Here is a 13,425-nt window from a genome sequence, read left to right on the forward strand (position 1 = left end):
CGTCTAAACGGCCTGCGCCAGAACGGTTTTGGAGAGGGCACGCTGCAGGGCTTCGATGCAAATCGGATCGTGCGATTGCCCTGCGCCTTCCCAGAGGATCGACATCGCCTTTGTAACGGACATCGCGGGCCTGTATGGCCGATCTGCGGTCAGCGCGTCGAACACGTCAGCCGTCGAGACGATCCGCACTTCCATCGGGATATCCTCTGCGTGCAAGCCACGGGGATAGCCCTTGCCGTCCAGTCTTTCATGATGCGCGCCACCGACGACCGCCGCTGCTGAAAAGGCACCGATGTTCGAGAGAATTTTCTCGGACAGCTCGGCGTGGCGCTTCATCTGCGTCCATTCCTTTTCATCCAGCTTGCCGGGCTTGTCGAGGACGCTGTTGCTGACGCCGAGCTTGCCGATATCGTGAAGCAAGGCGGCGCGTTTCAGCAACCGGCGCCCGACGAGATCGAGGCCCATCTCTTCGGCAATCAGATCTGTAAACAACGCGACGCGATCGCTATGGCCCGAGGTGAAAGGGCTCTTGGCGTCGATCACCCTGGCAAAGCCGGCTGCGATATCATCCAGATAGTCCTCGTCTGCCATGATCAGCTGCTGGCCGGGTTCCAACGCCAGAACGAATTCCTCGACGTCGTCGGCGTTCAGGGCCTCCCAGAAGCCTTCTGTCTGGGCGACGCGGGAGAACGCGTCGATCAACGACGGATCGAACCAGCGGCCTTTGCGCAGGCGAATTTCCTTCAACGCATTCTGTGGCCCACCGCTGCGCTGGAAGACATCGATCACTTGGGCCAGCAAGGCTATGCGAGAGAAGAGCGGGATGTCCTCGCCGGCCAGGCCCTCCGGTTTGCCGCCACCGTTCCAGTGCTCGTCGAGCCCCATGATGCCGTGTGCCACGCTCTCCGAGAAGCGCATCTGCCGGGCAATTTCGGCCCCACGCTGACAGCGGGTCTGGATGAGTTCGGTGGAAAAGTCCCCGCCGTTCTGAAGGACATGGACAATGCTGCGAAAGCGTTCCGCGAGGCCTGCCTGCATGCCGGTGTGACCGATGACGAAACGCAGCATCTGGCCGAGACTGCTGTCCACCAGTTTGAAGTCGCGCTTGAAGCTCAGGTCATCGGCGAGATAAAGCTCGCATATCCGGGCCGCATTGCTGCTGCAGCCGAGATCTTTCAGGAGCAGCGTATAGTAGAGGTCCTGGAGCTCGCTGTCGCCCAGACCGATTTCGCGGCCTATCAGAGTACCTATGTAGCAGCAGCGGATGCAGTGCCCCGGAGGCTGTCCTTCCGTCATATCGAGCGCCTGGCTGAGAGCCTCTATAATTTCTGCCAAACGAATGTTGATGCCGGCCATCGGATCAGTCTCCTCCGGGCCGCAGATTAGCAAAGGAAAATTGACAAAAATTGAACCCGGCGCCAGCGCCATGTGTTGCGGCACTCTCCCGCTCCCACCTGGACGTCATGGGGCAAGGGTGATCGTCGCTTCGTTCGCTGGTTTCAGTTTGTGATCCGCGTCGGGTTGCAGCATGTCGGTAATACGGTCGGCCGCCAATGCTCCGCTGACGAAGAACCCCTGGCCGCTATCGCAGTGGATCGACCGCAGGAATTCCAGCTGATCTTCTGTTTCGATGCCCTCTGCCACCACTTTCATTCCGAGAGTGTGTCCAAGCTCGACGATGGCGTTGACGATTGCGGTATTCTGCAGCTTCTTGCCGAGCCCAGCGACAAACGACTGGTCGATTTTCAAAGTGTCGATGGGAAAATCGCGGAGATGGGTCAGCGAGGCATAACCAGTGCCGAAGTCATCAAGCGACACGTGCACTCCGGCTTCGCGCAACTCGGTCAGCAGGCGCCCTACCAGCTTCGGGTCGTCCCCCCAGAAGACCGTCTCCGTCACCTCCACCTCGAAGCTTGACCGGGGAATTTTCATTCCGTCGATTTTTCTGATCAGGGAGCTCGCAAAATCGGGATCCTGAAAACTGTATTCACAGGCGTTGAAGCTGATCGTGCCGGGATCGATCCCCATGGCCCGCCATCGGACGATGTCGCTGACGATGCCATCCAGTATGTGTCTGGTTATCGTCTTGGAACTGGTCGGATCCGCAAAGGCCGGCCAGAAATCCGAGGGCCCGCTGATCGTTCCGTCCTCATTCTCGATGCGAGCCAGCGCTTCGAAGCCATAGACGGACAGATCGTCGAGCCGGAATTTTGGCTGGTAGTAGGGTACAATGCGGTTTGCAGCAGCCGCGCTGCGCACCTTCTCCAGTGCCATGCGACGTGTGTCGAAGATCGTCGCGATTTCCGGGCCGAAGAAGCCGATGCTGCCACGGCCGGAGCGCTTGATCTTGTAGAGCGCCATATCCGCACATCTCAGCAATTGGTCCGGTGTGTTAGCGTCGTCCGGAAAGCAGGCAATACCGATCGACGCGGAGACGTGGATCGCTTCGCTCTGAAACCGGATCGGCGATTTCACCTGGGACATGACCTCTTCTGCAAGCGTACGCAGGTCGTCCGTCGCGATCGGTCGTTCCAGGACCAGCGCGAATTCGTCACCGCCGAGCCGGGCAACGAAAGAGCTCTCGCCAGCCACCAACTGCAGCCGCTTTGCGATCCTGGCAATGACCTCGTCTCCGGCCTGGTGACCGAGCGTGTCGTTGACTTCCTTGAAGCTGTCGAGATCGATCAGCAGAAGCCCGACTTTCTGGCTTTCATGCCGGGCCTTCGTCAGCCGCTCCGCCAGGTCTTTTTGAAACCAGTGCCGGTTTGCAAGACCGCTCAGGTGATCGACGTGGGCACTATGCCAGAGCGTGCGCTCTGCATCGTGCCGTTCGGTGATGTCCTGGAAGATGCCGATGATATGGGCGGGCACCCCGTTTTCCATCTCGACATCGCCGCTGCAGCGAATGCGGCGCTTGCGACCGCGTGCCGTTATGAAATTTGCCTCGACCGCAAAGGCACTGCCCAGCTTTACCGCCTCTTCGACTGCGTGCCTGACACGTGTGCGGTCCGGCTCGGGATAAAACTTGAGCCCGTCTTCGAGCGTCACCGTCTCGCCGTCCTCGAGTTCATGGAGAATACGGATCTGATCGGACCAGATGACGGCGTTCGTCGCTATATCGATGCGCCATGCGCCGATGGCAGCCATTCTCTCGACCTGCGTCAGCAGCGCTTCGCGGCGACTTGCCTCCCTGGATTGACGATGGGCTTCGGCGGTCGCCGCCTGGGACGTAACAAGATGACGGTGCGCCAGTAAGAGGCCTTCGACAGCACGCCCCAGACGGACAAGCTGCTGGATTTGCTGTTCGCTCGGCTCCCTGGGGTCCTTGTCGATAACGCAGAGCGCCCCGAGACAAAGTTCGCCATCGAGCGAGAGAGGCACACCGGCGTAGAACCGGATATGATTGTCGCCCGTGACCAGCGGGTTGTCTTTGAAGCGAAGGTCCTTCGACGCGTCGTGAACGACAAGCGGCGCATTCTCTTTGATCGTGTAGTCGCAGAACGCGATGCTGCGGGACGTGCCATCGAAATCGATGCCACATTTAGCCTTGAACCACTGGCGGTCCTCCGCCATCAGCGATATCACCGAAGTCGCACAGCCGAAGATAGTCGCTGCGACTTCGACAATCGCGTCGAAAGCAGCGGTTGGTGCCGTCCCGATGATCTGCAGATCCTGAAGGGCCGCTATGCGCCTCGTTTCTTCCACTATGCTTCGCTGAACCATCGCGACGCTCCTCATTCGATAGTCCTTCGGATCAATATTGGGGGTCTGGATGTATTTGCAGGCGCAGTAACGGCATCCCTGCCATCATATGCAGTATCTCTAAAAAATTCATTTCGAAGGCCCCTAAGTCAAAATAGGCATTTTCGATGTATTTTGACAGGGATTTTGAAGACGAACGCGACCTTCGTCCCTACAGATATTTCCTGTGTGGCTAATGACCGGTTTCTTTTGGAGCTTAGTTGATGATTGTCGCGAGACTGAGTTGGCAGGGGCACTCTAGAAACTGTCTTTGGAAAATCCAAAATTTAATAATTAAAACAACATTCGTTTGCTTGAAATTGAGTTCCACATCGGGGTCGGAAATTCATTTGAATTTGCACTGCTAACGCGGCACGAAAATAAAATACCGCAGTCTGGCAACCCAAAAATCTCCAACGTATTTCCCGCAGACTTGCATGAGAAGAATTTAACCTTCTTTCGCGGCGGGTCAAAAACCTGGCATCCGGCTTTACTGGCGAACCAACACTGTTTCTGTCCAAAAGATCACAAGCCCAGGCCCTGCCGGCGTGGGCCGACACACCGATCACGCCTGATCCGATTGCCATTTCCCGGCGTACCGCAACCCAAGAAATTGAGTAAGGAAATCTGTCTTGGCCGCCGCTGAAGCATCGATCAATGAGCTGTCGTTTCCGCTGACGCGCACTGCCGCGTTGCAGCGCCTGCGCGAATTTGTACCCGATGCCGGCGCAAGCTATGCCCGCCTGAGAAATTTCGACCACGGGCCAGGTGGCCACGTGAATGTCTCACGCCTGTCAGCCGCGCTTCGGCGACGCCTGATCGGCGAGGACGAGGTCGTCCGCGCCGTCTTGGCAATGCATGGACCCACAACATCAGAAAAGTTTATCAGCGAGGTCTTCTGGCGAACCTACTGGAAAGGATGGCTGGAACAGCGGCCGACCGTCTGGACCGGTTACCTGCAATCGCTGGACCGGGCGCGCGAGCACCTCGATGCCGATACGGCTCGGGCGCGGCGCTTCGCAGATGCCTGCGCTGGCCACACTGGAATAGACTGTTTCGACGCCTGGGCAGCAGAGCTGGATGCCACCGGCTATCTCCACAACTGGGCGCGGATGCAGTTCGCATCGATCTGGGTCTTTACCCTCGGCCTGCCATGGGAACTCGGAGCAGCCTTCATGCTGGACCGCCTGATTGATGCAGATCCGGCATCGAATACCCTGTCGTGGCGTTGGGTGGCGGGACTTCATACCGCAGGAAAAGCCTATCTGGCCGATGCCGAAAGGATCCGCACAATGACCAGCGGCCGGTTCGCGCCCCGCAGGCTCGCCCAACACGCCAGCATAACTGCCGACACCGTCTCGGTTCCGCCCGCCTCGCAGCCCAGAATTTCGCAAACGCCCGACAACACCTCACCTACCCTGCTGCTGGTCACCATCGAGGATCTGTCGCTCGAAACCTTGCCGGCCTTCGACACCCTCAACGTCAAAGCCATCGCCTTTCTGTCGGAGGACGACGCTGCCGATCGCACGTCGCTGGAAGATGCCTTCGCGCGCCTTGGGTTGCGCTGGCCCGACGCGGTCGTGCTGGGAGCACTCGGTCCCACTGCGTTTCACGACGCGAAAGCATCGGGATGCCGCCAGGTTGCGACCGGGTTTGCGCCCGTCGGCCCGACAGCGGATCGGTTGCAACGTCTTCAGAGGCAAGCCCTCGACGAAGGGCTTTCGTTTGCCGAAAATCTCCGCCCCTGGGATCGTCGCGCCTGGCCGCATTGTCGCAAGGGCTTCTTCGGGTTGAAAGAAAGGATCCCCGAACTCCTCAAAGCCGCAGGCCACCAAGCATGACGCGGCAGCGTAGCGTCACAGTGCTCAGTTTACGGAGACATTTCCGATGAAAGACCGTTTTCGCCCCGTGCCCCAGAGCCGTCTTGGCCGTCTGGCGGCCCTTGGCCAGATCGCCGGCGGCGTTGCCACGGGGATGCTGGGCGAAGGCTTGCGCCGTCTGGCAGACGGCGAGCGACCGCATCTGAGCGACCTGCTTTTAACCCCCTCAAACGCCTTGAAGGTTACCGAGCAGCTGTCGCGCATGCGCGGTGCAGCGATGAAGCTCGTCCAGATGTTGTCGCTCGATGCGGGAGACATGCTGCCCCCGGAATTGACCGCAATCCTCGCCCAGCTGCGCAACGACGCCCACTTCATGCCCACATACCAATTGGAACGCGCACTCTCGGCGGCATGGGGACCGGGCTGGCGACGACACTTCGCGGAGTTCGACACGCGGCCTATCGCAGCCGCCTCCATCGGCCAGGTCCACCGCGCCCGCCTCGTCTCCGGACGCGAACTGGCGATCAAGGTCCAGTATCCCGGCATCGCAAAAAGCATCGACGGCGACATCGACAATGTCGCCACCCTCTTGCGGATCTCGGGCCTCGTGCCCGCCGGTCTCGACATCGCGCCTCTGCTTGCCGAAGCCAGGCGCCAATTGCACGAGGAGGCAGATTACCTGCGCGAAGCGGCACAGATGCGCCGCTATGGCGAACATCTCAAGGGGGACGGTAGATTTGCGCTGCCCGAGCCTTTCGAGGAGCTTCTGAGACCCAACGTCCTGCCAATGGATTTCGTGGCCGGGGTCCCGATAGAAAGCCTGGCAAATGCCTCCCAGATGCAGCGAAACGCCGGCAGCGAAGCGCTGTTTGACCTCCTGCTGCAGGAACTGTTCTCGTTCGGGCTCATGCAGACCGACCCGAACTTCGCCAACTATCGCTGGCAGCCCGATAGCGATCGGATTGTCCTCCTCGATTTCGGCGCCACGCGCGTCGTCGAGCCGGAAACCGCCGAGGGCTACCGCGATCTGCTGCGCGCAGGCATCGCTGGCGACGCGGACCGTGTCCGCAATGCGCTGGTGGCGATGGGGTTCGTGTCGGAGGCGCAGATAGCCCGTCACCGCGTGGCGATCGATGCGATGATCGGCATCGGCTTGGAGCACGCGCATACGAGCAAGGATGGCCTTTTCGATTTCGCCGATCGGCAGTTTGTCACCGCCATAAGGGAGCTGGCCGCACCGGTGGTTGCCGATCGAGCCAGCTGGCGCCTGCCGCCGCCCGACAAGCTCTTCCTGCAGCGCAAGATCAGCGGGATGGTTCTGCTGTTCACCCGGCTGCAGGCGCGCCTGCCGCTCTTGGAAAAACTCGCTGCCTATACCTGATCGAAAGCTTCGCTCACGCGCTACCGCGCACCTATCCGCGCTCCATCCCCTTGCTTCATCAATCAATATACATTATACTTAAATGTATATTGATTGATGAAGGATGCCACTATGGCAATGACAAGGGTTACCGACAAGCTTTCAGTGATGCCGCAACCTGACTTGGGGGACTTCAAGCTCTTCGCGGATCAGGGATTTACGACGCTGGTCAATGCCCGGCCGGATGGGGAGGAACCATCGCAACCGGGAACGGACGCCGAAGAAGATGCCGCGCAGCGTGCGCATCTGAAATACGCATTCGTGCCCGTTACCGTCGCGACGATCACGGAAGCCGATGTTCGGGCATTTCAGCGGGTCATGGATCAATCGCCTGGCCCTGTCGTCGCCCATTGCAAATCGGGCACCCGCGCATTGCTGCTGTACGTCATCGGTGAGGCCCTGGACGGGCGGATGGCAGTTGCAGATGTCACCGCGTTCGGACAGACGCATGGCATCGACACGTCGGCGGCAGCCATATGGCTGACCACGCATATGGCGCGGCGTCCCGTGGTCAACGGCTTCTTCGACGAGCGCACCTCCAGCATACAGTATGTGCTGTCGGACCCTGAGACGGGCAAGTGCGCCATTATCGATCCGGTGCGCGATTTCGACGAAAAGGCCGGTTCGACGGGAACGGCAAATGCCGACATCATTCTCGATTATGTCAGGCAGAACCGACTTGAGGTGGAGTGGATCCTCGACACCCATCCCCACGCCGATCACTTTTCCGCAGCTCAATACCTAAAGGAACAGACCGGCGCTCCGACCGCCATCGGCGAAAAGGTCGTCGACGTTCAAAAGCTCTGGAAATCGATCTACAACTGGCCGGCTCTGGCGACCGACGGCTCCCAGTGGGACAGGCTTTTCGCGCACGGAGAAACATTCCGCGTCGGCTCGATTGACGCAAGGGTCATGCTCTCTCCCGGCCATACCCTTGCATCGGTTACGTACGTGATCGGCGACGCTGCCTTCGTGCACGACACATTGTTCATGCCCGACAGCGGCACGGCACGGACCGACTTTCCGGGCGGCGACCCGCATATGCTGTGGCGCTCGATCGGCGAAATTCTGGCGCTTCCCGACGAGACCCGGATTTTCACAGGCCACGACTACCAGCCGAACGGCCGCGCGCCCCGCTGGGAAAGCACTGTAGGTGAGCAGAAGCGAGCCAATTTCCACATTGCCGGCGTATCGGAGGAGGCGTTCGTCAAACTGCGCAGGGAACGCGATGCGACACTTCCCATGCCCAAGCTGATCCTGCACGCCCTGCAGGTCAACATTGTCGGCGGAAGGTTGCCGGAGCCGGAGGCGAACGGCAGGCGCTACCTCAAATTTCCGCTGGACGCTCTCGAAAGGACGATAGCCTGATGACCGTGGATCCAGGCAAATCAGCAGCACCGGCAATGACGCCGCAGGATATGGCAGCCCGCGCAGCCACAGTCGCAGGCCTTATGAAGGCGCTCGCGCACCCCGCAAGGCTGATGATCGTCTGCACCCTGGTGGAAGGCGAGCGCTCGGTCGGCGAACTCGAGGTGATGCTCGATCTCCATCAGCCGCATCTCTCCCAGCAGCTGACTGTGCTGCGTGAGGCCGAAATCGTGGCGACCCGCCGCGAGGGGAAGCAGGTTTTCTACAGCCTGACAGAGGAAAAGGCCGCCCAGCTCGTGGGCGCTCTCTACGAGATATTCTGCAAGCCGGAGGCCGGGCAATGACAGTCTACCTTCCGTCGCTTATCGGAGGCATGCTCATAGGCCTGTCCTCCGTCACGCTGCTGCTGCTCAATGGCCGCATCGCCGGCATCAGCGGAATTGTCGGTCGCCTTGTCCAAGGAACGGGCATCGCCACGAACATCGCTTTCGTAGTCGGCCTTTTCCTCGGCCCTGTCGTCTACCTCACTCTCGCCGACAGGTGGCCGGCTGTCGAGATTTCAGCCGGATGGCCGCTTCTGATCGTCGCCGGCCTCCTCGTTGGTTTCGGATCGCGGATGGGGTCCGGCTGCACCAGTGGCCATGGCGTTCTCGGTCTCGCGCGTCTCTCGCCCCGCTCGATGGTTGCCGTCGCCACATTCCTGGTGGCCGGTGTCATCGCGACGACGGTGCTTCGAGGGTTCGGACAATGAACAGCCCCCTCCTCCGTATCCTCGCGTCTCTGGCGTCAGGCATCGTTTTCGGTTCCGGCCTCGCCCTTTCAGGCATGCTGAACCCGGCGCGCGTGCAGGGGTTCCTCGATGTCTTCGGCGCCTGGGACCCCAGCCTTGCCTTCGTTCTCGGCGGCGCCGTCCTCGTCGCGTTTATCGGCGTGCGCATCATGAAGCGCATGAAACGCCCCGTGCTCGACGACAGCTTCCACCTGCCATCCAGCACAGCGATCGACGCGCCGCTGATTGCCGGTTCTGCGCTGTTCGGCATCGGCTGGGGGATCGGCGGCTTTTGTCCCGGCCCGGCGCTTGCCTCGCTGACGGTCGGCTTCTCCGGGTCTTTTGTCTTTGTGATCGCCATGCTCGTCGGCATGGCGTTGCACGACCGGGTGTGGAGCAAACCGGCGTGACCTATTCGATCGTTTCCGCGGTCGGTTCGGGCAGCCTCGTCGGCTTCATGCTCGGGCTGCTTGGCGGAGGCGGGTCGATCCTCGCCACGCCGCTGCTTCTTTATGTCGTTGGCGTTGCCGAGCCGCATGTCGCCATCGGGACCGGAGCGCTGGCTGTTTCGGTCAATGCCTTCGCAAACTTCGGTATACACGCTGCCAGGCGCCATGTCTGGTGGCGCTGCGCCATCGTCTTCTCAGCTCTGGGCATGGTGGGCGCCCTCGCCGGATCGACGCTCGGCAAGTCCATGGACGGGGACAGACTGATGCTGCTTTTTGGCGGCGTCATGGTGGTGATCGGTGCACTGATGCTCCGGCCCAGGAAGCTGAACACGGAGACGCCGCGACCTGTCGATGCCAGGATGTGCCTGATGACGGCAGGCGTGGCCTTGGTCTCGGGACTGGCGTCCGGCTTCTTCGGGATCGGCGGTGGTTTCCTGATCGTTCCCGGGCTTATGCTCGCCACAGGCATGCCGATGATCAATGCGGTCGGATCATCGCTTCTGTCGGTAGGCGCCTTCGGACTGGCGACAGCCATCAACTACGCGGCATCCGGCTTGGTCGACTGGAGGCTTGCATCCGAATTTGTCGGCGGCGGAATAATCGGCGGCGTCTTCGGCATGCTGCTATCGACGCGGCTAAGCGTTTACAAAAGCCTGCTCAACCGTATGTTCGCTCTGCTGATCTTCGTCGTCGCCGGGTACGTGCTGTATCGGAGCATGCCGGGGCTGACGAGCCGATAGCACCGGCGGGCGCCGATATGGTACCCGATACACTGATCCCTACGTCCAGCGACGCACCACAAGACGAGCACTTGCATCAGCCACCATTCCGCAGGAAAACGGTTTGCATGAGCGTTCCGACAACTTACCCCTTCGACTTCGACCCCACCTACGGCATGCGGCTCGACGACTTGCTGGCGATCAGGCCACCGCCATCGCCGCCCGGTTTCGACGCGTTCTGGAAAGCCCGCTATCGCCGCGCCATCGCTGCCGATCCAAAGCCGATATTGCTGCGGAGCAAGGCGGCGCATCCGGACTGGCATGTCCTCGATATCACCTACACCTCGACAGGCGGCTTTCCGATCGGCGGCTGGCTGCTATTGCCTCGGACCGGACCGGTTCGCCGTGGCCTTGTCGTCGGCCATGGCTATGGCGGGCGCGACCAGCCGGACTACGACCTGCCGGTCGAGGAGACCGCCCTGTTGTTTCCCTGCTTTCGCGGCCTTTCTCGGAGTTCACGGGCTCCCATTCCGGCCGATGCTGCGGGCCATGTGCTCTACAATATCGACAGCCCCGATCACTACATCATCGGCGGCTGCGTCGACGATCTGTGGCTGGGGGTCTCGACCCTGCTGGCCCTCTACCCGTGGCTTTCGGGCCATATCGGCTATAGCGGCATCAGCCTTGGCGGCGGCGTCGGCGCGCTCGCGATCCCTTTCGACACGCGCATCGCCCGTGGTCATCTGGTGGTGCCGACATTCGGCGACAGGCGGGCATGGCTGACACTTCCGACCGTCGGCAGCGCCCATTCTGTGCAGGCTTACGCAACCAGCCATCCGCATGTGCTGGAAACGCTGACCGTCTTCGATGCAGCCGTGGCAGCCTCCAGGATCACCGTGCCGATGCTGACAGCCGTCGCGCTTTTCGACCCGGCGGTGGCTCCGCCCTGCCAGTTTGCAATCGCCAATGCGCTGCCAAAATATAATGAAACTTTCATCCTCGATGCTGGCCATTTCGACTATGATGGCAGCGAGGCTCAGGAAGCCGTCCTGCGCGATAAGGTGAGACAGTTCTTCAAGGACCTATGAACCGCGAATATTTGCGCTGGTATAGCCCGCGCCTGCATCGAGACATGGAGTTGCTGGTGTTCGGGCACGCCGGCGCCAAGGTCCTGATGTTTCCAACGCGCGACGGACGGTTCTGGGAATACGAAGCGCTTGGGCTCGTTGCCAGCCTTGCGGACAAGCTTGAGGCCGGCCAGTTGCAGCTTTACTGCATCGAGGGGCTCGCGAGCGAAAGCTTCTACAACGCCCACCGACGGCCAGCCGAGCGCATCGGCCGCCACGCCGCCTTCGAAGACTATATCCTGCATGAAGTGCTGCCACTGATGGCCGCGAAAAATCAGGATGGCTGCACGATCGTCCACGGCTGCAGCCTCGGCGCCTTCCAGGCAGCCAACCTCGTCTTCCGCCACCCGCACCTGTTCCGCAAGCTGGTCGCATTCTCGGGCCGCTACGATCTCACCATGAAAGTCGATTCTTTCGGCGATCTGCTGGACGGCTATTACGACGACCGGGTCTACTTCAACACGCCGCTGCATTTTCTTCCGGGGATGACCAACGACTGGCGCCTGGACAAGCTACGTCAGGTCGAGATCGTGCTGACCATCGGCAAGGATGATCCGTTTCTCGACAATAACCGTCTGCTCAGCCATGTCCTGGCAGACAAGCAGGTCGGCCACCAGCTTCACCTCTGGGATGGCCGCGCCCACCGGGGAAGCGCCTGGCGAAAGATGGCGGCGCTCTATATTTGAGCGACAGTCGGCGCCGCTGCAGCAGTCAAGCCACGTGAGGAAGCGCATTTCTGCGCCACCGCACCGGCAACGACATCGCCGACCTGTTCAACCTCTGGGCTATCCTCAGAGCTTGATCCAGGCGCCGTTTCGCTTCGACGAGGCAACGCAGGCATCGACGAAGGCCACGCCTTTCACGCCGTCGTCAACAGTCGGATAGACGACATTCTCGTCGACAGCCTTGCCGGCCTTGGCGGCATTGATGGCGTGGGCCGCCTCGGTGTAGATCGTCGCAAAGGCCTCGAGATAGCCCTCGGGATGGCCGGCCGGAATGCGCGAGACACGGGCGGCGGCCGGACCGGAGCCGGCACCGTTGCGGGTGATCAGCCGCTTGGGCTCGCCGAACGGCGTGAACCAGAGATAGTTCGGGTCCGCCTGCACCCATTCCAGCCCGCCCTTGGTGCCGTAGACCCGGATCTTCAGCCCATTCTCATGGCCCGGCGCCACCTGGCTGCACCACAGCATGCCCTTGGCCGGCTTTTCCGTGCCCCTGGCCTTGAAGCGCAGCATGACATGGGCGTTGTCGTCGAGCGGACGGCCGTCGACGAAGCTGTCGAGATCGGCAGCCAGGCTGTCGAGTTCCAGCCCCGAGACGAAGCAGGCGAGATTATAGGCGTGGGTGCCGATATCGCCGGTCGAGCCGCCGGCGCCGGACTGTGTCGGATCGGTGCGCCAGACGGCCTGCTTGGCTCCGGTCTGCTCGACCGCCTCGGTCAGCCAGTCCTGCGGATATTCGGCTTGCACGACGCGAATGTCGCCAAGCTCGCCATTGGCCACCATTTCCCGCGCCTGGCGGACCATCGGATAGCCGGTGTAGTTGTGGGTGAGCACGAACAGCGCACCGCTCTCATCGGCGATCTTCTTCAGTTTCCTGGCATCGGCAAGATTGGATGTCAGCGGCTTGTCGCAGATGACATGGATGCCGCGCCGCAGGAATTCCTTGGCGGCGTCGTAATGGACATGGTTCGGCGTGACGATCGACACCGCCTCGATGCCGTTCTTCAGCTTCGCCTCGCGGATCGCCATCTCGCGGTAGCTGCCATAGGTCCGGGATGGCTCGAGGCCGAGATCGAGCCCCGATGCCATCGCCTTTTCCGGTGTCGACGACAGGGCGCCGGCCACCAGTTCGAACTGGTCATCGATGCGCGCAGCGATCCGGTGAACCGCGCCGATAAACGCCCCCGCCCCGCCGCCGACCATGCCGAGCCGGATGCGCGGTGCACGGGCCTGTTGCTTTGAACCTTCGATTGCCATGGGTTTCTCCTGGAAAATATCTGTTTTCTCTTC

Annotated in this window: 12 protein-coding genes; 9 read left to right on the top strand and 3 right to left on the bottom strand. The window is 61.1% G+C overall.

Annotated elements, in window-relative coordinates:
- Positions 1-3: 3 nt before the first annotated feature.
- Complete coding sequence (locus J5274_RS00170; protein WP_142830460.1) at positions 4-1,356, bottom strand: HD-GYP domain-containing protein; 1,353 nt, start codon at positions 1,354-1,356, stop codon at positions 4-6.
- A 105-nt stretch (positions 1,357-1,461) separates the two neighbouring features.
- Entirely contained in the window at positions 1,462-3,723 is a 2,262-nt protein-coding gene (locus tag J5274_RS00175) for an EAL domain-containing protein (RefSeq protein WP_161990967.1), read from the bottom strand.
- A 650-nt stretch (positions 3,724-4,373) separates the two neighbouring features.
- Here J5274_RS00175 and J5274_RS00180 point away from each other — a divergent pair.
- The 9 genes from J5274_RS00180 (at position 4,374) to J5274_RS00215 (ending at position 12,099) form a co-directional block, all read left to right on the top strand.
- Positions 4,374-5,582, top strand: a complete 1,209-nt coding sequence (locus J5274_RS00180) for an FAD-binding domain-containing protein (protein ID WP_224127940.1) — start codon at positions 4,374-4,376, stop codon at positions 5,580-5,582.
- A 46-nt stretch (positions 5,583-5,628) separates the two neighbouring features.
- Complete coding sequence (locus J5274_RS00185) at positions 5,629-6,942, top strand: AarF/ABC1/UbiB kinase family protein (protein WP_219274712.1); 1,314 nt, start codon at positions 5,629-5,631, stop codon at positions 6,940-6,942.
- 111 nt (positions 6,943-7,053) lie between these two features.
- Entirely contained in the window at positions 7,054-8,349 is a 1,296-nt protein-coding gene (gene blh, locus J5274_RS00190; RefSeq protein WP_142830454.1) for a bifunctional sulfur transferase/dioxygenase Blh, read from the top strand.
- Positions 8,349-8,693 (top strand): sulfite-sensing transcriptional repressor BigR, encoded by a 345-nt coding sequence (gene bigR / locus J5274_RS00195; RefSeq protein WP_219274713.1) that lies wholly within the window; start codon positions 8,349-8,351, stop codon positions 8,691-8,693. Before blh ends, bigR begins: the two co-directional genes overlap by 1 nt.
- Positions 8,690-9,100 (top strand): YeeE/YedE family protein, encoded by a 411-nt coding sequence (locus J5274_RS00200; protein WP_142830450.1) that lies wholly within the window; start codon positions 8,690-8,692, stop codon positions 9,098-9,100. The genes bigR and J5274_RS00200 overlap by 4 nt, the downstream gene beginning before the upstream one ends.
- The gene (locus tag J5274_RS28680) at positions 9,097-9,528 is read left to right on the top strand and encodes a DUF6691 family protein (protein WP_142830448.1); all 432 of its coding nucleotides are present in this window, start codon (positions 9,097-9,099) and stop codon (positions 9,526-9,528) included. The genes J5274_RS00200 and J5274_RS28680 overlap by 4 nt, the downstream gene beginning before the upstream one ends.
- Positions 9,510-10,307 (top strand): sulfite exporter TauE/SafE family protein, encoded by a 798-nt coding sequence (locus J5274_RS28685; RefSeq protein ID WP_142830446.1) that lies wholly within the window; start codon positions 9,510-9,512, stop codon positions 10,305-10,307. The genes J5274_RS28680 and J5274_RS28685 overlap by 19 nt, the downstream gene beginning before the upstream one ends.
- A gap of 107 nt (positions 10,308-10,414) precedes the next feature.
- On the top strand, positions 10,415-11,374 hold the full coding sequence (locus J5274_RS00210; protein WP_142830444.1) for an acetylxylan esterase: 960 nt from the start codon (positions 10,415-10,417) through the stop codon (positions 11,372-11,374).
- Positions 11,371-12,099 (top strand): esterase family protein, encoded by a 729-nt coding sequence (locus J5274_RS00215; protein WP_142830442.1) that lies wholly within the window; start codon positions 11,371-11,373, stop codon positions 12,097-12,099. The genes J5274_RS00210 and J5274_RS00215 overlap by 4 nt, the downstream gene beginning before the upstream one ends.
- A 105-nt stretch (positions 12,100-12,204) precedes the next feature.
- Here the strand turns inward: J5274_RS00215 and J5274_RS00220 are convergent, their stop codons facing one another.
- Positions 12,205-13,392: a Gfo/Idh/MocA family protein gene (locus J5274_RS00220; RefSeq protein WP_143123062.1), complete on the bottom strand. Its 1,188-nt coding sequence runs from the start codon at positions 13,390-13,392 to the stop codon at positions 12,205-12,207.
- Positions 13,393-13,425 lie beyond the last annotated feature (33 nt).

It is taken from the genome of Rhizobium sp. L51/94 (assembly GCF_019355555.1).
Classification (GTDB): Bacteria; Pseudomonadota; Alphaproteobacteria; order Rhizobiales; family Rhizobiaceae; genus Rhizobium; species Rhizobium rhododendri.